This window comes from Pseudomonas sp. NyZ201 (assembly GCF_049860765.1).
GTDB classification, from domain to species: Bacteria; Pseudomonadota; Gammaproteobacteria; order Pseudomonadales; family Pseudomonadaceae; genus Aquipseudomonas; species Aquipseudomonas bharatica.
In genome coordinates this window covers 6,123,494-6,141,530 of record NZ_CP187557.1, presented here as the reverse complement: position 1 = coordinate 6,141,530, position 18,037 = coordinate 6,123,494, and the positions used below count along the sequence as shown (strand labels likewise).

Below are 18,037 nucleotides of genomic sequence, written 5' to 3'. Positions count from 1 at the left end.
GAGCTCATTGTTAGCAGATTTTTCCCCGTGTGCCAGCGGAATGGTCTGTCAGGCTGGCCAGCCGCTATCACCGCAAGCCTTTTGCGCTGGGTATAATGCGCCGCTTTTCACCGCGCGCCGCCATGCCCCGACGCCCTCTGGCGCCGGCCCCTGCGGCCAAGCATTCACAATTTGTCAGGTGGTTTTATGGACAGCATCAACAGCCGCATCGCCGAAGAACTCGGCGTCCGCCCGCAACAGGTCGAGGCGGCCGTGGCTCTACTTGATGAAGGCTCCACGGTGCCTTTTATCGCCCGTTACCGCAAAGAAGTGACCGGCAGCCTGGATGACACCCAGCTTCGCACCCTCGAAGAGCGCCTGCGCTACCTGCGCGAACTCGACGAGCGTCGCGCCAGCATCCTGGCCAGCATCGAGGAGCAGGGCAAGCTGACCCCGGAACTGGCCCGCGAGATCAAGCTCGCCGACACCAAGACCCGCCTCGAAGACCTGTACCTGCCGTACAAGCAGAAGCGTCGCACCAAAGGCCAGATCGCCCTGGAAGCCGGCCTCGGCGAACTGGCCGACGGCCTGCTGGCCGATCCGCAACTGTCCCCCGAAAGCGAGGCCGCGCGCTTCGTCGATGCCGAAAAAGGCGTTGCCGACGTCAAGGCTGCGCTGGAAGGCGCCAAGTACATCCTCATGGAGCGCTTCGCCGAAGACGCTGCCCTGCTCGACAAGCTGCGCAACTTCCTGACCCAGGAAGCCACCCTGTCGGCCCGCGTGGTGCCGGGCAAGGAGGAAGAGGGCGCCAAGTTCCGCGACTATTTCGAACATGACGAACCGCTCAAGGGCGTGCCGTCGCACCGTGCCCTGGCGATCTTCCGCGGGCGCAACGAAGGCGTGCTGTCCGCCTCGCTCAAGGTCGGCGAAGAACTTCCGGGCACCCTGCACCCGTGCGAACTGATGATCGCCGAGCGCTTCGGCCTGGCCAACCAGGGCCGTCCGGCTGACAAATGGCTGGCCGAAGTGGTGCGCTGGACCTGGAAGGTCAAGCTCTACAGCCACCTGGAAACCGACCTGTTCGGCGAGCTGCGCGACAATGCCGAAGGCGAGGCGATCAACGTGTTCGCCCACAACCTGCACGACCTGCTGCTGGCCGCTCCGGCCGGCCCGCGCGCGACCCTGGGCTTCGACCCGGGCCTGCGTACTGGCTGCAAGGTCGCGGTGGTCGATGCCACCGGCAAGCTGCTCGACCACACCACGGTCTACCCGCACGCGCCGAAGAACGACTGGGATCGCACCATCGCCATCCTCGCTGCCCTGTGCGCCAAGCACTCGGTGGAGCTGGTCGCCATCGGCAACGGCACCGCCAGCCGTGAAAGCGACAAGCTGATCTCCGAGCTGGTCAAGAAATACCCGGCGCTGAAGATCACCAAGGTCATGGTTTCCGAGGCTGGCGCTTCGGTGTACTCGGCATCCGAACTGGCCGCCCGCGAATTCCCCGACCTCGATGTGTCGATCCGTGGCGCCGTGTCCATCGCCCGCCGCCTGCAGGACCCGCTGGCCGAGCTGGTGAAGATCGACCCGAAATCCATCGGCGTCGGCCAGTACCAGCACGACGTCTCCCAACTCAAGCTGGCCCGTGGCCTGGACGCGGTGGTCGAGGACTGCGTGAACGCCGTCGGCGTCGACGTCAACACCGCCTCCGTGGCCCTGCTGGCACGTATCTCCGGCCTCAACGCGACCCTGGCACAGAACATCGTCAGCCACCGTGATGCCAACGGCGCCTTCAAGACCCGCGCCGCCCTGAAGAAAGTCAGCCGCCTCGGCGAGAAGACCTTCGAACAGGCCGCCGGCTTCCTCCGTGTGATGAACGGTGACGACCCGCTGGACGCCTCGGCCGTCCACCCCGAGGCCTACCCGCTGGTACAGCGCATCGCCGCCGACACCGGCCGCGATATCCGTTCGCTGATCGGCGACAGCGGCTTCCTCAAGCGTCTCGATCCGAAGAAGTTCACCGACGAGACCTTCGGCCTGCCGACCGTCACCGACATCCTCCAGGAGCTGGACAAGCCCGGCCGCGACCCGCGCCCCGAGTTCAAGACCGCCGAGTTCCAGGAAGGCGTCGAAGACCTCAAGGACCTGGTGCCGGGGATGATCCTCGAAGGCGTGGTGACCAACGTCACCAACTTCGGTGCCTTCGTCGATATCGGCGTGCACCAGGACGGCCTGGTGCACATCTCGGCGCTGTCCGAGAAGTTCATCAAGGACCCGCGTGAAGCGGTCAAGGCCGGCGACGTGGTCAAGGTCAAGGTCATGGAAGTGGACATCCCGCGCAAGCGCGTCGGCCTGTCCATGCGCATGAGCGACACCCCGGGCGAGAAGGTCGAGGGTGCCCGCGGCGGTCGCCAGGGTTCGGGTGGTCGCCAGCAAGGCGCGCCAGCGCGGGTCAAGGACACCCCGCCACCGGTCAACAACGCCATGGCCTCCTTGTTCGCCAACGCCAAGCAGTTGAAGAAGAAGTGACGGGCGCGCCTGAAGACATCGTCCAGAGCGCCTTTAGCCAGTTGCTGGGCTGCCGTCTGCAACGCCTCGAAGCGGGCGTTGCCGAGGTGGCCCTGGCCCTGGAGCCGCACCTGCGCAATCGCGGCGGTTTCCTGCATGGCGGGGCGATCTTCAGCCTGGTGGACATCGCCATGGGCCTGGCCTGCTCCAGCAGCCACGGCTTCGATCGGCGCAGCGTCACCCTGGAGTGCAAGATCAACTACGTTCGTGCGGTCAGCGAAGGTGAAGTGCTGTGTATCGCCCGCGTCCTGCACGCCGGGCGCCGCACGCTCGTACTGGACGCCGACGTATTCCAGGACGACAAACTCGTCGCCAAGGCCCAAGGCACCTTCGCGGCGCTCTAGCCGCAAAAGGCCATCTGCGGTACTTTCGGCAGTGCGCTGGGCGCTGCCGATTCCCTGCGAAAACCAGGCGACAACGCCAGTTCCTCCTGTCCACCCTTGTAGACCGTCATTTCCACCCCCATATCGGGGCGACTGATGTGTGAAGGAATCCATCTTGAGCGAACTTCTCAACCGCCGCCTGAGCCTGCTTGGCCAAGGCGACAACCTCTCCCTGCTCAAGCAGTGCCTGCACGGCATCGAGCGTGAATGCCTGCGCGTGACCGAGGACGGTCGCCTGGCCCAGACACCGCACCCCGAGGCCCTGGGCTCGGCGCTGACGCACGAATCCATCACCACCGATTATTCCGAGTCGCTGCTGGAATTCATCACCCCGGCCCTGGCCGACCCGGCGCAGACCCTCGAAAGCCTGGAGAACATCCACCGCTTCGCCGTCAGCAAGCTCGGCAGCGAGTACCTGTGGAGTCCGTCGATGCCGTGCCCGTTGCCGGCGGAAGAGGACATCCCGATCGCCTGGTACGGCACCTCGAACATCGGCCAGCTCAAGTACGTCTACCGCAAGGGCCTGGCCCTGCGCTACGGCCGGACCATGCAGTGCATCGCCGGTATCCACTACAACTTCTCGCTGCCGGAAAAGCTCTGGCCGCTGCTGCGTGATGCCGAAGGCGGCAGCGGTGACGACCGTGACTACCAGTCGTCGGCCTACATTGCCCTGATCCGCAATTTCCGCCGCTACAGCTGGCTGCTGATGTACCTGTTCGGTGCCTCGCCGGCGCTGGACGCAGGGTTCCTCCGTGGCCGCCCGCACCAGCTCGAATCCTTCGACGCCGACACCCTGTTCCTGCCGTGGGCCACCAGCCTGCGCATGAGCGACCTGGGCTACCAGAGCAACGCCCAGGCCGGCCTGACCCCCTGCTACAACGACCTCGCCAGCTACACCGACAGCCTGCGCCGCGCCGTGGCCACGCCCTACGCGCCCTATGTCGAGATCGGTACGCACAAGGATGGCGAGTGGGTGCAGCTCAACACCAACATCCTGCAGATCGAGAACGAGTACTACTCGAACATCCGTCCCAAGCGCGTGACCTATACCGGCGAGCGGCCGATCCAGGCGCTGGTGGCCCGGGGCATCCAGTACATCGAAGTGCGCTGCCTGGATATCAACCCGTTCCTGCCGACCGGCATCGATTTGCCGCAGGCGCGTTTCCTCGATGCCTTCCTGCTGTTCTGCGCGCTGGAAGAAAGCCCGCTGCTGCAAAACGGCGAGTGCGGCCAGTGCACCGACAACTTCCTCAAGGTGGTCAAGGAAGGCCGGCGTCCGGGCCTGCAACTGCACCGCGACGGTCAGCCGGTCGAACTCAAGGCCTGGGCCTCCGAGCTGCTGGCGCGTATCGCACCGTTGGCCGAACTGCTCGACCGCAGCCAGGGCAGCGATGAGCACGCCCGTGCCCTCGCCACCCAGGCGGCCAAGGTCGACGACCCGGCGCTGACCCCGTCGGCCCAGGTGCTCGCCAGCATGACCGCGCACCAGGAAAGCTTCGCCGCCTTCGCCCTGCGCCAGAGTCAGCTGCATGCCGACTACCTGCGCAAGGAGCCGCTGCCGGCTGAAGAGCAGGCGCGTTTCGAAAGCCTGGCCCGTGCTTCGCTGGAAGAGCAGGCGCGTCTGGAGCAGCAGGAAGTCGGCGACTTCGACCTGTTCGTCGGCGCCTACCAGGCCAGCATCCTGGCGATCAGCAACTGACATGAGCCGCGGCAGCACCCCTCGCAAACCCCGCGCCCGCAGCCAGGCGCGGATCGACTCGATCCTCGACGCGGCCCGCACCTTGCTGGCCAGCGAGGGCGTGGCCAGCCTGTCGATCTACAGCGTCGCCGAGCGCGCGCAGATCCCGCCGTCGTCGGTCTATCACTTCTTCGCCAGCGTCCCGGCCTTGCTCGAGGCGCTGACGGCGGATGTACACGGCGCGTTTCGCGCCTGCCTGCAGGCGCCCATCGATAGCGCGAGCCTGACCGGCTGGCGGGACCTGGCGCGGCTGGTGGAAGCGCGGATGCTGGAGATCTATCAACAGGACGCCGCCGCCCGGCAACTGATCCTCGCCCAGCATGGCCTGAGCGAAGTGACCCAGGCCGACCGCCAGCACGATATCGAGCTGGGCGACCTGATGCACAAGCTGTTCGAGCAGCATTTCCGCTTGCCGGAGCTGCCGCGTGATGTGGATGTATTTGCCTTGGCGATGGAGCTGAGCGACCGGGTGTATGCCCGTTCGGTGCAGGTGCACGGGCAGATCACGCCGCGCATGGCGGAGGAGGGGATGCGGGTGTTCGAAGCGTATGTGGGGCTGTATCTACCGCCGTTCCTGCCCAAACACTGATCAAAGGCCGACCGCTCCCACAAGGTCCGCGCAGGTCCATCACAGCTTGGCGATGGAAACCTCGGTCGATTTCACGAAGGCAATCACTTCGCTGCCGATGGTCAGTTCCAGCTCCTTGACCGAACGGGTGGTGATCACCGAAGTGACGATGCCCGAGGCGGTCTGCACGTCGATTTCCGACAGTACCGGGCCTTCCAGGATTTCTTTCACGGTGCCTTTGAACTGGTTACGTACGTTGATCGCTTTGATAGTCATCTGCTTGCTTCCTTCGTAGGTTCTGAGGTCAATGAGCCCAGCGCAGTTGCGTAGGCAAGGGTGCTACGGGTTCGGGCCCGGGCGGAGTGCCAGGGATCGAGAGAACACGGTTGAGTACTTCGGTTTCCAGCGCGGCCAGGCGGTGCGAGCCACGTACCCGTGGGCGCGGCAGGTCCACGTGCAGGTCGAGGCCGATTTCGCCGTCCTCGATCAGGATCACCCGGTCGGCGACCGCTACCGCTTCGCTGACGTCGTGGGTCACCAGCAGCACGGTGAAGCCGTGCTTGCGCCAGAGGTCTTCGATCAATTGCTGCATTTCGATCCGGGTCAGGGCATCCAGGGCGCCCAGCGGCTCGTCGAGCAGCAGCAGGCGCGGCTGGTGGATCAGGGCGCGGGCCAGGGCCACGCGCTGCTTCTGCCCACCGGACAGGGCTGCCGGCCATTCATTGGCACGGTCGGCCAGGCCTACCGCTTCCAGTGCCTGCCTGGCACGTTCCTGCCACTTGCCTTCGAGACCCAGGCCGACGTTGTCGATCACCCGCTTCCACGGCAGCAGGCGCGCTTCCTGGAACATCAGGCGGGTGTCTTCGCGAGCGTCCGACAGTGGCGCACTACCAGCCAGCAATTCACCACCGGTCGGTTGGTCGAGGCCGGCCAGCAAACGCAGCAGGGTGCTCTTGCCACAGCCACTGCGACCGACGATGGCGACGAACTGGCCGGCCGGGATGTGCAGGTCGATATTGCGCAGGACCTTGCGTTGGCCGAAGGTCTTCTCGACCTTCTGCACCGCCAGCGGGATGCCACGCAGCAGGCGCGGCGGCTGTTCCTTGAGAACGGTCATGCGCGGTCTCCCTTGCTCACTTGATAGGCCGGGTGCCAGCGCAGCCAGACACGTTCCAGGCCGCGGGCAGCGAGGTCGGCCAGCTTGCCGAGCACCGCGTACAGCACGATCGCCAGCACTACCACGTCGGTCTGCAGGAACTCGCGGGCGTTCATCGCCAGGTAGCCGATGCCGGAGTTGGCCGAGATGGTCTCGGCGACGATCAGGGTCAGCCACATGAAGCCGAGGGCGAAGCGCACGCCGACCAGGATCGATGGCAGCGCACCCGGCAGGATCACCTGGCGGAACAGGGCGAAGCCGCTGAGGCCGTAACTGCGGGCCATTTCCACCAGCGCCGGATCGACGTTGCGGATGCCGTGGTAGGTGTTCAGGTATATCGGGAACAGCGTGCCGAGGGCGACCAGGAAGATCTTCGCCGACTCGTCGATGCCGAACCACAGGATCACCAGCGGGATCAGCGCCAGGTGCGGCACGTTGCGGATCATCTGCACCGAGCTGTCCAGCAGGCGCTCACCCCAGCGCGACAGGCCGGTGATGAAGCCGAGCACCAGGCCGATGCTGCCGCCGATCAAGAAGCCCAGCCCGGCACGCCAGCCGCTGATTGCCAGGTGGGTCCAGATTTCGCCGCTGCGCACCAGTTCGACGCCCGCGGAAATCACCGCGCTTGGCGCCGGCAGGATGCGGGTCGACAGCCAACCGGCGCTGACCGCCAGTTGCCAGATCGCCAGCAGCGCTACCGGCAGGGCCCAGGGCGCCAGGCGCTGGACCCAGGAGTTGGAAGAAGAACGACTCATGGCGTGATCCTCAACGCTGCGCCGCGGCTTTGGGCAGGATGTCGTTGGCCACCATCTCGCCGAACGGGCTGACGTAGCCACGCTCCTGCGGCAGGGCCGGACGTTCGATATCCAGGTGCGGGAACAGCAGTTCGGCCACGCGGTACGACTCTTCCAGGTGCGGGTAGCCGGAGAAAATGAAGGTGTCGATGCCCAGCTCGGCGTATTCCTTGACCCGCGCTGCCACGGTCGGGCCATCGCCGACCAGCGCGGTACCGGCACCGCCACGCACCAGGCCGACGCCGGCCCACAGGTTGGGGCTGACTTCCAGGTTGTCGCGGTTGCCGCCGTGCAGGGCGGCCATGCGTTGCTGGCCGACCGAATCGAAGCGCGCCAGGGAAGCCTGGGCACGGGCGATGGTGTCGTCGTCCAGATGGGAGATCAGGCGTTCGGCGGCTTTCCAGGCCTCGTCGTTGGTTTCGCGGACGATCACATGCAGGCGGATACCGAAGCGCACGGTACGGCCCAGCCTGGCGGCCTTCTCGCGGACTTGCGCGATCTTCTCGGCCACCGCGCTCGGCGGTTCGCCCCAGGTCAGGTACAGCTCGACCTGCTCGGCGGCCAGGTCCTGTGCGGCGTCGGAAGAGCCACCGAAATACAGCGGCGGACGCGGTTGCTGGATCGGTGGATAGAGCAGCTTGGCGCCCTTCACGGTGATGTGCTTGCCGTCGTAGTCGACCGTCTCGCCTTCCAGCACCCGACGCCAGATGCGGGTGAATTCCACCGATGCCTGATAGCGTTCTTCATGGCTGAGGAACAGGCCGTCGCCGGACAGTTCGTCAGGGTCTCCACCGGTCACCAGGTTGAACAGCGCGCGCCCGCCGGACAGCCGGTCGAGGGTCGCGGCCTGGCGTGCCGCCACGGTCGGCGAAATGATCCCCGGGCGCAGGGCCACGAGGAACTTCAGGCGCTGGGTCACCGGGATCAGCGACGCGGCCACCAGCCAGGAGTCCTCGCAGGAACGCCCGGTGGGGATCAGCACGCCGCCGAAGCCAAGACGGTCGGCCGCCTGTGCCACCTGCTGCAGATAACCGTGATCGACGGCGCGAGCGCCTTCGGCGGTGCCAAGGTAATGGCCGTCGCCATGGGTCGGAAGAAACCAGAAAACGTTGAGGCTCATTGGAGTTGTCTCCTAAGGGTGGCTCAGACCGGGGCGGTGCCCCGGCTCGGGCGAAACGTCAAGGTGCGGTGGCGACCTTGGCCGGTGGCGTCCAGATCACGTCCTTGATGCTCAGCGGCTTGGGGATCAGCTTCAGGCTGGTGAAGGTGTCGGCGATCTTCTGCTGCGCGGCGACCACTTCCGGGGTCAGGAAGCCGGCACCGTAGCCCTGGCGCTTGACCGAGGTCAGGGTGATATCGGCGGGCAGGCCGAGCAGCGGCGCGACCTGGTCGGTCACTTCCTGCGGGTTGGCCTTGGACCATTCGCCCACGGCACGCACCTCGTCCACCAGGGCGCTGATCACTTCAGGGTGCTTCTGCGCATAAGGCTTGGTGGCCAGGTAGAACTGATGGTTGTCGACGATGCCCTGGCCATCGCGCAGGGTGCGGGCTTGCAGCTGTTGCTCGGCGGCGGCCTGGTACGGGTCCCAGATCACCCAGGCATCGACGCTGCCACGCTCGAAGGCGGCGCGGGCATCGGCGGGCGGCAGGAACACCGGCTGGATATCGCTGTATTTCAGGCCAGCGTCCTCGAGGGCGCGGACCAGCAGGTAATGCACGTTGGAGCCCTTGTTCAGGGCGACCTTCTTGCCCTTGAGTTCCTTGACCGACTGGATCGGCGAACCCTTCGGCACCAGGATCGCTTCGCTGTGCGGCGCTGGCGGCTCGTAGGCCACGTACAGCAGATCGGCGCCGGCGGCCTGGGCGAAGACGGGCGGGGTTTCGCCGGTCACGCCGAAATCGATGGAGCCGACGTTAAGGCCTTCCAGCAGTTGCGGGCCGCCGGGGAATTCAGTCCATTGCACCTGCACGCCTTGGGCGGCGAGGCGCTTTTCCAGGCTGCCCTTGGCCTTGAGCAGAACCAGGGTGCCGTACTTCTGGTAGCCGATACGCAGGGTTTCGGCCTGGGCTTGAGTGATGGCGCCGAAGGTAACAGCCGCAGCGAACAGAGCGGCCAGACCACGACGCAAAACGACAGTGCGCATAGCGCTCTCCTTTTGCAGTGTTGGGATTCGGGCTGCACCTGCTTGCCTCGTTGTCGGGCCAGTAAGGTGGGGGTTGCACGATGAAACGGGTGCTACGGGATCAGATGCTCCAGCGGGCACTGATCAGGCGTTCGTTGAGCAGGCCGGGCGCCAGGGGTTTCGGGCGACGGGCCAGGGCGCTGTGGAACAGCTCCAGGGATTCGTTCAGGCGCTGCTCCAGGGCGGGCGCCAGATGGGCCGGGACATTGCCCTGGCCGTAGGCGACCTGGCTGTCGTCGGCGAAGATCCCTTGCAGGGTCTCCTGCGCCTTCAAGGCCGAGAGCACCGGTTTCAGGGCGTAGTCCACCGCCAGCATATGGGCGATGCTGCCGCCGGTCGCGATGGGCAGCACCACCTTGTGACTCAGGGCGCGCTCGGGCAGCAGATCGAGCAGGGTCTTCAGGGCACCGGCGAACGACGCCTTGTACACCGGGGTGGAAACGATCAGGCCGTCGGCCTGTTCCACCAGCTGCTGGAAATGCTGGACCTGAGGGCTGTCGAAACGGGCATGAAGCAGATCTTCGGCCGGGAAGTCCCGCACCTGGAACGTCACCACTTCCACGCCCTGGCCTTGCAGCCAATCGCGTGCGCGTTCGAGCAGCACGCCGGACCGTGAACGCAGGCTGGGACTTCCACCGATAGAAACGACCAACATTGAATGCGCATCCTTGGAACTGTTCGAAAGGCCCGCGAGTTAGGTGGCTCGCTGGAATGGGGTGACATTAACAGGTGCTTGCATATATCTAGAAATCATATTTTTTCATTTGTTTATATGAATTGGAGATATGCGTTTTGGGGTTGTATGCGGCCCCTGTGGGAGCGGGTTCACCCGCGATTGCGATAGTGAATCCACTACAGCATCGCGGGTGAACCCGCTCCCACAGGGGCCGTGTACAGCTTGGAAGCAGGCAAAAAAAAGGGCCGTCGAAACGGCCCGAAAATCCCTGCGATGGCTAAATCAGAATCAACGGTTCGGCTGTGGGGTCAGGCGCAGATAAGGCTTGACCGCGCGGTAGCCCTTGGGGAAGCGGCGCTTGATCTCTTCCTCGTCCTTCAGCGACGGCACGATCACCACTTCGTCACCGTCCTGCCAGTTGGCCGGGGTGGCCACCTTGTGGTTGTCGGTGAGCTGCAACGAATCGATCACCCGCAGGATCTCGTGGAAGTTGCGCCCGGTACTGGCCGGATAGGTGATGGTCAGGCGGATCTTCTTGTTCGGGTCGATCACGAACAAGGAACGCACGGTGAGGGTGTCGTTGGCGTTGGGGTGGATCAGGTCGTACAGGTCGGAAACCTTGCGATCGGCATCGGCCAGGATCGGGAAGTTGACCGTGGTGTTCTGGGTTTCGTTGATGTCGTCGATCCAGCGGTGGTGGGAGTCCACCGGGTCCACCGACAGGGCGATGGCCTTGACGCCGCGCTCGGCGAACTGATCTTTCAGCTTGGCGGTGAAGCCCAGCTCGGTGGTGCACACCGGGGTGAAGTCGGCCGGGTGCGAGAACAGCACGCCCCAGCTGTCGCCGAGCCACTCGTGGAAGCGGATCTTGCCGGCGCTGGAATCCTGTTCGAAGTCGGGGGCGATATCGCCGAGTCTGAGGCTCATGGTGCGGCTCCTTGGCTGTTCGTTGATGGACTCAACTGTGCCTGTAGGCCGAGCAAATTAAAAAGAATAAATATCGATTTATTTAGATCGTAAAGAGATAACAAATAGCGGACAAAACAACGCCCGCACGGCACGGGGCCGGGCGGGCGTTGGGTAATCTCGCGGCGGGTTACAGCAGCGGGATGGAGTAGCTGAGGATCAGGCGGTTTTCGTCCTGTGCGTGGTTGGCGCTGGTCAGGTCGCTGCGCCATACGGCGTTTTTCCACATCACGCCGAAGTTCTTCAGCGGGCCTTCAGGCACCACGTAGGCAACGGTGATGTCGCGTTCCCACTCGGAGCGGTCGCCGATGGCAGCGTCGATGTTGTCGCCTTTCAGGTAGACCACGCCGGCGGTCAGGCCAGCCACGCCAACCTTGGCGAAATCGTAGGAGTAGCGAGCCTGCCAGGTGGACTCACCGGCACGGCCGAACTTCTGGATCTGCGAGTCGGTGATGGTGTAGTTGGACGAGCCGTCACCCTGGTTCAGCCAAGGGAAGTCGCTGTCGCCGCGGCTCTTCTGGTAGCCGCCGCCGAAGGTGTGACCATTGATCGAGTAGAGGAACAGGGCGCTCCACAGATCGTTGTCGACCTTGCCTTTGGTGGTGGTGCCACCGTAGTAGCCGCTGGTGTAGTAGGCCGGGTCGTTGCTGTTGGCGCCGTCGTCGGTACTGTGGAAGTAACGGAAGTCGGACTTCAGCGTACCGCCACCGATTGCCCAGTTATGCACTGCACCCAGGAAGTGCTGTTTGTAGAAGTCTTCCAGGCCGCCGTACCAGTATTGAACCAGCAGGTCCTTGGTCAGCTTGTAGTCGGCACCGGCATAACGGAACTGGTTGCTGAACGAGCCAGTACGGGCGTTGTTCGCGCCAGCGATGGACAAGCCTTCGGTATTCGAGGAGTTACGGCCCTTGACGTGCTCGATCTGGCCGGCAGTCAGGGTCAGGTCCTTGATCTCGTTCGAGACGATCTGGCCGCCTTCGAAGGTTTGCGGCAGCAGGCGACCGTCGTTGTACGAAATGACCGGAGTCTTCGGCAGCAAGGTGCCGTAGCGCAATTCAGTCTGGGAGATCTTGGCCTTGGCGGTGGCGCCCAGGCTGGAGAAGTCGTTGACTGCGCGACCGTCGCTGTCGGTCGGGAAGACCGTACCGCCGTAGGAGGCGCTGGTCGGGTTGCCGTGACGGCCCTTGCCCGAGTCCAGGCGGATGCCCAGCAGGCCGATGGCGTCAACGCCGAAACCGACGGTGCCTTCGGTGAAGCCCGAGGTATAGTCGATCTGGAAGCCCTGGCCCCACTCTTCCGAGTAGTTGGAAGTGGCGCGGGTGTCACGGTTATCGGTGTTGATATAGAAGTTACGCAGCTTCAACGTAGCCTTGCTATCTTCGATAAAACCGGCAGCGCCTGCTTGCTGGGCCAGTACCCCAAGGGCGACGGCAAGAGTCAGGGTCGACTTCTTCATGGATGAATTGCTCCTCTCTGTTTCTAATTCTTGTGGTTCGTTAACGGTCGGGTCTTGCGCCCGGCTCGTTGTCGATGGGCGATTAGCACCAATGGATGACCATCGAGTCAATCGTAACCAGTCGTTTCAAGACTTTGGTCTAATGCGCCATGCTGGGGGCGAAGGATAATTACAATTCGATAAACCTAAAAAGAATTATTTGTGTTTTTTTAAGATTTTTTTGACATAACCAACAAAAATTTCACATCGCTTCGGGCACATAAGCTAATGCCCATAAATTATTTCTGGTTGGTTTTTTAGATCATTTAGATTCATGGCTTTCCCCTTCCGGAATTCCCCGCCATGAAGCCGTCCCGTCCGCTCAAAGTATTTACCGCCCTGGCCCTCACCGGCTTGACCCTGGTCAGCCATGCCGCCGGTCTCACCGTGGGCTACCAGACCGGCATCGATCCCAGCAAGGTGCCCCAGGCCGATGGTGCCTACGAGCAGGCGATTGGCGAGAAGATCGACTGGCGCCGCTTCAACAGCGGCCCGGAAGTGGTCACCGCGATTGCCTCCGGCGACGTGCAGATCGGCAACCTCGGTTCCAGCCCGCTGGCCGCTGCCGCCTCGCGCAAGCTACCGATCGTGGCTTTCATCGTTTCGGCGCAGATCAACGCCGCCGAAGCGCTGGTGGTGCGCAATGGCAGTGGTATCGACAGTCCGAAGGACCTGGTCGGCAAGACCATCGCCACCCCGTTCGTCTCCACCTCCCACTACAGCCTGCTCGGTGCCCTCAAACACTGGGGGCTCGATACGCGTCAGGTGAAAGTGGTGAACCTGCAGCCGGCGGAAATCGCCGCGGCATGGAAGCGTGGGGATATCGATGGCGCCTTCGTCTGGTCGCCGGCGCTGGGGGAGATCCGCAAGACCGGCAAGACCCTCACCGACGCCGCCGAAGTCGGCGGCTGGGGCGCGCCGACCTTCGAAGTGTGGGTCGCGCGCAAGGACTTCGCCGAGAAGCACCCGGACGTCGTGGCGAAGTTCGCCAAGGTGACCCTGCAATCCTTCGCCGACTATGCGGCGAACAAGGCGCAGTGGACTGCCGACTCGGTGCCGGTACAGAAGATCGCCAGGCTGACCGGCTCCAATCCCGCCGATGTGCCTGAACTGCTCGCAGGCTCCGCCTTCCCCGACGCCCAGGCCCAGGCCGGGCTGCTGCAAGGCCAAACCCCGGCGGCGATCGCCGAGACGGCAAAATTCCTCAAGGAGCAGGGCAAGGTGGAAACCGTGCTGCCGGACTACGCGCCCTTCGTCAGCGCGAAATTCGTCCAGTAGCAATCATCGCGGCTGCCCTTGGGCGGCCGCGTTCCTGCATCAGCACACCTCTTCGTAAGGCAGGCCGACATAGTTCTCCGCGATATTCGCCAGGCCCACACGGGAATTGAGGAAGTACTCGCGATCGGCCTCCTGCATCTTGCGGTCCCAGGCGTCCTTCTCGCCGTCGAAGTCATGCAGCAGGTTGGTCATGAACCAACTGAAGCGCTCGCCTTTCCACACCCGGCGCAGGGCCAGCTCGGAGTATTTCTCCAGCAGGTCGGTGCGCCCCTCGCGGTAGACCTTGACCAGGATGCGGTACAGATAGCAGACGTCTGACGCCGCCAGGTTCAGGCCCTTGGCCCCGGTAGGCGGGACGATATGGGCAGCATCGCCGACCAGGAACAGCTTGCCGTACTGCATCGGTTCGACGACGTAGCTGCGCAGCGGGGCGATGCTCTTTTCCAACGACGGCCCGGTGACCAGGCGCGCGGCGACGTCTTGCGGCAGGCGTGCCTTCAGTTCGTCCCAGAAGCGCTCGTCGCTCCAGTCCTCGACCTTGTCGGTCAGCGGCACTTGCAGGTAGTAGCGGCTGCGGGTCAGCGAGCGCTGGCTGCACAGGGAAAAGCCGCGCTCATGCTGGGCGTAGATCAGCTCTTCGTTGACCGGCGGTGTGTCGGACAGCAGGCCGAGCCAGCCGAACGGATAGACCCGCTCGTATTCGGTCAGCACGCCTGCGGGAATGGTCTTGCGCGATACACCGTGGTAACCGTCGCAGCCGGCAATGTAGTCGCAATCGATGCGCTGGCGCTCGCCGTCCTTTTCGAAGGTCACGTAGGGGCGCTCGCCTTTCACTTCGTGCAGTTGCACGTCGCTGGCCGAGTAGATGATCGGTGCGCCACTGGCGCTGCGGGCGTCCATCAAGTCGCGGGTGACTTCGGTCTGGCCGTAGACCATCACGCTCTTGCCGCCGGTGAGTTCGGTCAGGTGGATCGGTACGCGCTTGCCGTCGAACACCAGCTCGACGCCTTCGTGGACCAGGCCCTCGGCGTCCATGCGGGCGCTGACCCCGGCTTCGCGAAGCATATCGACGGTGCCTTGTTCGAGGACGCCCGCACGGATACGGCCCAGGACATAGTCCGGGGTCTGGCGTTCGATGATGATGTTGTCGATGCCAGCCTTGTGCAGAAGCTGGCCGAGCAGAAGGCCGGACGGACCGGCGCCGATGATGGCGACCTGAGTGTTCATGGCGGTTGTCTCGTGTTTGTTTTTAGGTGTGAGATCGCCTGTATTTTTTGCCGAACAAACCGGAAACAGAAGGTGATTTGTTGCCGGTAAATTGCACTTTTGAAAAATATGTCCGATTATCGATCACCTTTTTTGGGGCAATGCGGACCCTGTGGGAGCGGGTTCACCCGCGATTGCGGTGGTGAACCCACCATAGCAATCGCGGGTGAACCCGCTCCCACAGGCCCGCGAAACCCATGAGCCTGGCGTTCCAGATGAAAGCAACCCAACCACCCGTCCCCGTCTTCAAGCTCTACGGCGAAAGCCAGGCCTGGCCGACCCCGGACCTGTTGCATTGCGAGTCCATCCCCAAGCGCAGCAGCCTGTACCACTGGGAGATCAAACCCCACCGCCACGCCGACCTGTTCCAGTTGCTCTACGTGCAACATGGCCAGGCGACGGTGGAAGTGGAAGGGCGGCGCAGCAGGATCGTCGAGCCTTCGATCCAGGTCACGCCGCCGCTGTGCGTGCATGGTTTCCAGTTTTCCGAGGATATCGAGGGCTACGTGCTGACCCTCGGCGCCCCCTTGGTGGCACAACTGGAAGCGCGTCTCGGCGCGCCCCTGGCGGTGCTGGCGTCGGCCGGTTGCTATGCGCTCGGCGAGGATCACGCCTTCATCAACACCCTGTTCGAAGCCTTGCTCAAGGAATACGAAGGCAGCGCCGTGTCCCGCGACCTGGTGCTGGGCTCGCTGGTCAATGTGCTGATGGTGTGGATAAGCCGCACGCGCCAGCAGAACAAGGCCGCCAGCGGACGCGCCGAGCGCAACCGGCAGTCGCTCGGCGGGTTCATCAAGCTGGTGGAACAGCACTATCGCGAGCACCTGACCGTGGAAACCTTCGCCCATCGCCTGGGCATGTCGGCAGTGCACCTGAACAACCTGTGCCGTCAGCTCGCCGGGCAGACCGCGCTGCAGATCATCCACCAGCGCCTGCTGCTGGAGGCGCGGCGCAACCTGGTCTACACCAACATGACCGTGGCCCAGGTCTCGGACAACCTGGGCTTTGCCGACCCGGCGTATTTCTCGCGGTTCTTCCGTCGCCTGACCGGACAATCGCCGAATGGCTTCCGTCGGGGCGGTGAAAAAGAAGCGCAATAGCAAGCCCGCTCAGTGCGAGCGGGCTTTCTTCATTCAGCGATCACTTGGCAGTCAATGCCGCGTAGCTGTTCATCAGGTTGCGGTAGTTGGGAATCCGCTGCGACAGCAGGTTGCCCAGACCTTCGATATCGTTGCGCCAGTCGCGGTGCAGCTCACAGGCCACCGAGAACCAGTTCATCATCTGCGCGCCGGCCTGGGTCATGCGGTTCCACGCGGCCTGCTGCACGGTGGTGTTGAAGGTGCCGGAAGCGTCGGTCACCACGAACACGTCGAAGCCCTCGGCCAGTGCCGACAGGGTCGGGAAGGCCACGCACACATCGGTTACCACGCCGGCGATGATCAGTTGCTTGCGGCCGGTGGCCTTGATCGCCTTGACGAAGTCTTCGTTGTCCCAGGCGTTGATCTGGCCTGGGCGCGGGATGTACGGGGCGTTCGGGAACATCTCTTTCAGCTCCGGCACCAGCGGGCCGTTCGGGCCTTGTTCGAAGCTGGTGGTGAGGATGGTCGGCAGCTCGAAGAATTTCGCCAGGTCGGCAAGCGCCAGCACGTTGTTCTTGAACTCGTTCGGCGAGAAGTCCTGCACCAGGGAAATCAGGCCGGTCTGGTGGTCAACCAGCAGGACTACGGCGTCGTCTTTGTTCAGGCGGTTGTAGGTGTAGGTGGCGCTGGTCATGGTGGAAATCCTTTTGTTCGAGAAGTTTGTTTTGGGTGGTTGCCGCTAGGTGTGGCCAGATTAGGGTGTTCTCGAAACGGGATAAATCGGGTGAAAACGGTATGACTGTCTCGCTCTGGTGGACAACGAATGGAAGGCGACGGGCTGTTGGTGTAGATCGCGACAAATGGCGCTATGCTTGCGTCACTTGTCGCACCTCAAGGAGTACGCCATGGCCGTCGCCGACACCTATGCCCGCAAGTCCCTCCGTGCCAGTCGCCGGCCGACGGAGTACCTGCTTCGAGAAGAGGCCGGGCTGCTCAGTCCTGTCATGGTCTACCGCCTTACAGCCAAGGGGTTTGACCTGAAGGATGTACAGGCGATGCTGGCGCTGTCCGAGCTGTATTCGACGCGCAAGATCATGAGCCGCATCGTCGGCAAGTCTGTGCGCACCTTGCAGCGCCAGGGCAGCAAGGAGTCCGCCCACCTCAATGCCCAGCAAAGTGCCGTGGCCTTCCAGTTCGCCCGGGTGCTGGAGCGTGCCATCGAAGTGTTCGGTTCGTTGAGGCTTGCCGAGGAATGGCTCGGGCGTCCGTGCAAGTACCTCGACGGCGATGTGCCGCTGGATGTCATCGACAACCCGGTCGGATTCCAGGCGGTGGAGGATTACCTGGAGCGCATCGAGCACGGGGTCTATCAGTGAATCCGTTGCCATGGTCCGGTGGCTGGTACGCATGGCGCCTCGATCGTGAGGTATACAAGGATTCCTGGGACAGCGGCATCGGTGCGCACAAGCTCGGCGGGCGCTGGAATCCGCCGGGGCGCAAGGTGGTGTACGCCGCGGCGGACCCTTCGACCGCCATTCTCGAAGTGGCGGTGCATCTTGGCTTCGACGCGCTGGACACGGTGCGCCACGTGCTCACCTGTTTCGAAGTACTCGATCCCGGCCTGATCAAGGTCGTACAGCCCGAGGACGTGCCCAACCCGGTCTGGCTCAGCAGTGCGGCGGCTTCGCCCAATCAGCAGAAATTCGTCGATGCCTTGCTGGCAGAGCACGCCTTCGTGCTGATTCCGTCGGCGGTGAGCCGGCATTCGTGGAATCTGCTGATGAGCTGCGAGCTGGCGGCGGGGAAGTATCGGCTGGTGCAGCAGGAGCGGTTTGGGCTGGATACGCGGTTGGTGAAGGGGTAGCTGGTAATAGAACGACGTTCCCACACGTGCAGCCTTGCGGTAATCGC

General features: G+C 63.7%; 18 protein-coding genes. 8 read left to right on the top strand and 10 right to left on the bottom strand.

The features are described from left to right. Positions 1–186 precede the first annotated feature (186 nt). The 4 genes from ACPFMA_RS27645 (at position 187) to ACPFMA_RS27630 (ending at position 5,254) form a co-directional block, all read left to right on the top strand. On the top strand, positions 187–2,505 hold the full coding sequence (locus tag ACPFMA_RS27645; RefSeq protein WP_425929389.1) for a Tex family protein: 2,319 nt from the start codon (positions 187–189) through the stop codon (positions 2,503–2,505). Continuing rightward, entirely contained in the window at positions 2,502–2,888 is a 387-nt protein-coding gene (locus ACPFMA_RS27640; protein WP_009400126.1) for a PaaI family thioesterase, read from the top strand. The genes ACPFMA_RS27645 and ACPFMA_RS27640 overlap by 4 nt, the downstream gene beginning before the upstream one ends. A 154-nt stretch (positions 2,889–3,042) precedes the next feature. Beyond that, complete coding sequence (gene gshA, locus ACPFMA_RS27635; protein ID WP_009400128.1) at positions 3,043–4,626, top strand: glutamate--cysteine ligase; 1,584 nt, start codon at positions 3,043–3,045, stop codon at positions 4,624–4,626. Between the two features lies 1 nt (position 4,627). Beyond that, complete coding sequence (locus ACPFMA_RS27630) at positions 4,628–5,254, top strand: TetR/AcrR family transcriptional regulator (RefSeq protein ID WP_420059040.1); 627 nt, start codon at positions 4,628–4,630, stop codon at positions 5,252–5,254. A gap of 39 nt (positions 5,255–5,293) precedes the next feature. Here the strand turns inward: ACPFMA_RS27630 and ACPFMA_RS27625 are convergent, their stop codons facing one another. From ACPFMA_RS27625 to ACPFMA_RS27590, 8 genes are all read right to left on the bottom strand, one after another. Then, a complete protein-coding gene (locus tag ACPFMA_RS27625) occupies positions 5,294–5,509 on the bottom strand; it encodes a TOBE domain-containing protein (protein ID WP_009400132.1) in 216 nt (71 codons plus the stop codon). A gap of 28 nt (positions 5,510–5,537) precedes the next feature. Beyond that, the gene (gene ssuB / locus ACPFMA_RS27620) at positions 5,538–6,350 is read right to left on the bottom strand and encodes an aliphatic sulfonates ABC transporter ATP-binding protein (RefSeq protein ID WP_009400134.1); all 813 of its coding nucleotides are present in this window, start codon (positions 6,348–6,350) and stop codon (positions 5,538–5,540) included. After that, complete coding sequence (ssuC, locus tag ACPFMA_RS27615) at positions 6,347–7,144, bottom strand: aliphatic sulfonate ABC transporter permease SsuC (RefSeq protein WP_009400136.1); 798 nt, start codon at positions 7,142–7,144, stop codon at positions 6,347–6,349. Before ssuC ends, ssuB begins: the two co-directional genes overlap by 4 nt. Before the next feature lie 10 nt (positions 7,145–7,154). After that, on the bottom strand, positions 7,155–8,303 hold the full coding sequence (ssuD, locus tag ACPFMA_RS27610; RefSeq protein WP_420059039.1) for an FMNH2-dependent alkanesulfonate monooxygenase: 1,149 nt from the start codon (positions 8,301–8,303) through the stop codon (positions 7,155–7,157). A gap of 58 nt (positions 8,304–8,361) precedes the next feature. After that, positions 8,362–9,327: a sulfonate ABC transporter substrate-binding protein gene (locus ACPFMA_RS27605; protein ID WP_009400141.1), complete on the bottom strand. Its 966-nt coding sequence runs from the start codon at positions 9,325–9,327 to the stop codon at positions 8,362–8,364. Positions 9,328–9,427: 100 nt separating this feature from the next. After that, positions 9,428–10,021 carry an NADPH-dependent FMN reductase gene (gene ssuE, locus ACPFMA_RS27600; RefSeq protein WP_009400143.1) on the bottom strand — a complete coding sequence of 198 codons (594 nt, stop codon included), beginning with the start codon at positions 10,019–10,021 and terminating at the stop codon, positions 9,428–9,430. Positions 10,022–10,330: 309 nt separating this feature from the next. Then, entirely contained in the window at positions 10,331–10,969 is a 639-nt protein-coding gene (locus tag ACPFMA_RS27595) for a peroxiredoxin (protein ID WP_064303137.1), read from the bottom strand. Between the two features lie 169 nt (positions 10,970–11,138). Continuing rightward, positions 11,139–12,464, bottom strand: a complete 1,326-nt coding sequence (locus tag ACPFMA_RS27590) for an OprD family porin (protein WP_425929384.1) — start codon at positions 12,462–12,464, stop codon at positions 11,139–11,141. A 342-nt stretch (positions 12,465–12,806) separates the two neighbouring features. On the opposite strand from ACPFMA_RS27590, the gene tauA reads away from it, so the two are divergent. Continuing rightward, the gene (tauA, locus tag ACPFMA_RS27585) at positions 12,807–13,781 is read left to right on the top strand and encodes a taurine ABC transporter substrate-binding protein (RefSeq protein ID WP_009400148.1); all 975 of its coding nucleotides are present in this window, start codon (positions 12,807–12,809) and stop codon (positions 13,779–13,781) included. A 39-nt stretch (positions 13,782–13,820) separates the two neighbouring features. On the opposite strand, the gene pobA is transcribed toward tauA, so the two are convergent. Next, positions 13,821–15,008, bottom strand: a complete 1,188-nt coding sequence (gene pobA, locus ACPFMA_RS27580; protein WP_420059037.1) for a 4-hydroxybenzoate 3-monooxygenase — start codon at positions 15,006–15,008, stop codon at positions 13,821–13,823. 254 nt (positions 15,009–15,262) lie between these two features. Between pobA and ACPFMA_RS27575 the strand changes: the two genes are divergently transcribed. Next, positions 15,263–16,147 (top strand): helix-turn-helix domain-containing protein, encoded by an 885-nt coding sequence (locus ACPFMA_RS27575; protein ID WP_425929381.1) that lies wholly within the window; start codon positions 15,263–15,265, stop codon positions 16,145–16,147. 40 nt (positions 16,148–16,187) lie between these two features. Here the strand turns inward: ACPFMA_RS27575 and ycaC are convergent, their stop codons facing one another. Next, positions 16,188–16,820, bottom strand: a complete 633-nt coding sequence (gene ycaC, locus ACPFMA_RS27570; RefSeq protein ID WP_425929380.1) for an isochorismate family cysteine hydrolase YcaC — start codon at positions 16,818–16,820, stop codon at positions 16,188–16,190. Between the two features lie 211 nt (positions 16,821–17,031). Here ycaC and parS point away from each other — a divergent pair, with 211 nt between their 5' ends. After that, a complete protein-coding gene (gene parS / locus ACPFMA_RS27565; protein ID WP_064303140.1) occupies positions 17,032–17,502 on the top strand; it encodes a type II RES/Xre toxin-antitoxin system antitoxin in 471 nt (156 codons plus the stop codon). Continuing rightward, complete coding sequence (locus ACPFMA_RS27560) at positions 17,499–17,990, top strand: RES family NAD+ phosphorylase (RefSeq protein WP_425929378.1); 492 nt, start codon at positions 17,499–17,501, stop codon at positions 17,988–17,990. The genes parS and ACPFMA_RS27560 overlap by 4 nt, the downstream gene beginning before the upstream one ends. The last annotated feature ends 47 nt before the right edge of the window (positions 17,991–18,037 follow it).

Coding starts and splice junctions, on each gene's coding strand:
- parS (WP_064303140.1), top strand. CDS start 17,032: ATGGCCGTCGCCGACACCTATGCCCGCAAGTCCCTCCGTGCCAGTCGC.
- ACPFMA_RS27575 (WP_425929381.1), top strand. CDS start 15,263: ATGAAAGCAACCCAACCACCCGTCCCCGTCTTCAAGCTCTACGGCGAA.
- ACPFMA_RS27590 (WP_425929384.1), bottom strand. CDS start 12,464: ATGAAGAAGTCGACCCTGACTCTTGCCGTCGCCCTTGGGGTACTGGCC.
- pobA (WP_420059037.1), bottom strand. CDS start 15,008: ATGAACACTCAGGTCGCCATCATCGGCGCCGGTCCGTCCGGCCTTCTG.
- ACPFMA_RS27595 (WP_064303137.1), bottom strand. CDS start 10,969: ATGAGCCTCAGACTCGGCGATATCGCCCCCGACTTCGAACAGGATTCC.
- tauA (WP_009400148.1), top strand. CDS start 12,807: ATGAAGCCGTCCCGTCCGCTCAAAGTATTTACCGCCCTGGCCCTCACC.
- ssuD (WP_420059039.1), bottom strand. CDS start 8,303: ATGAGCCTCAACGTTTTCTGGTTTCTTCCGACCCATGGCGACGGCCAT.
- ycaC (WP_425929380.1), bottom strand. CDS start 16,820: ATGACCAGCGCCACCTACACCTACAACCGCCTGAACAAAGACGACGCC.
- ssuC (WP_009400136.1), bottom strand. CDS start 7,144: ATGAGTCGTTCTTCTTCCAACTCCTGGGTCCAGCGCCTGGCGCCCTGG.
- ACPFMA_RS27630 (WP_420059040.1), top strand. CDS start 4,628: ATGAGCCGCGGCAGCACCCCTCGCAAACCCCGCGCCCGCAGCCAGGCG.
- ACPFMA_RS27605 (WP_009400141.1), bottom strand. CDS start 9,327: ATGCGCACTGTCGTTTTGCGTCGTGGTCTGGCCGCTCTGTTCGCTGCG.
- ACPFMA_RS27625 (WP_009400132.1), bottom strand. CDS start 5,509: ATGACTATCAAAGCGATCAACGTACGTAACCAGTTCAAAGGCACCGTG.
- ssuB (WP_009400134.1), bottom strand. CDS start 6,350: ATGACCGTTCTCAAGGAACAGCCGCCGCGCCTGCTGCGTGGCATCCCG.
- ACPFMA_RS27645 (WP_425929389.1), top strand. CDS start 187: ATGGACAGCATCAACAGCCGCATCGCCGAAGAACTCGGCGTCCGCCCG.
- ssuE (WP_009400143.1), bottom strand. CDS start 10,021: ATGTTGGTCGTTTCTATCGGTGGAAGTCCCAGCCTGCGTTCACGGTCC.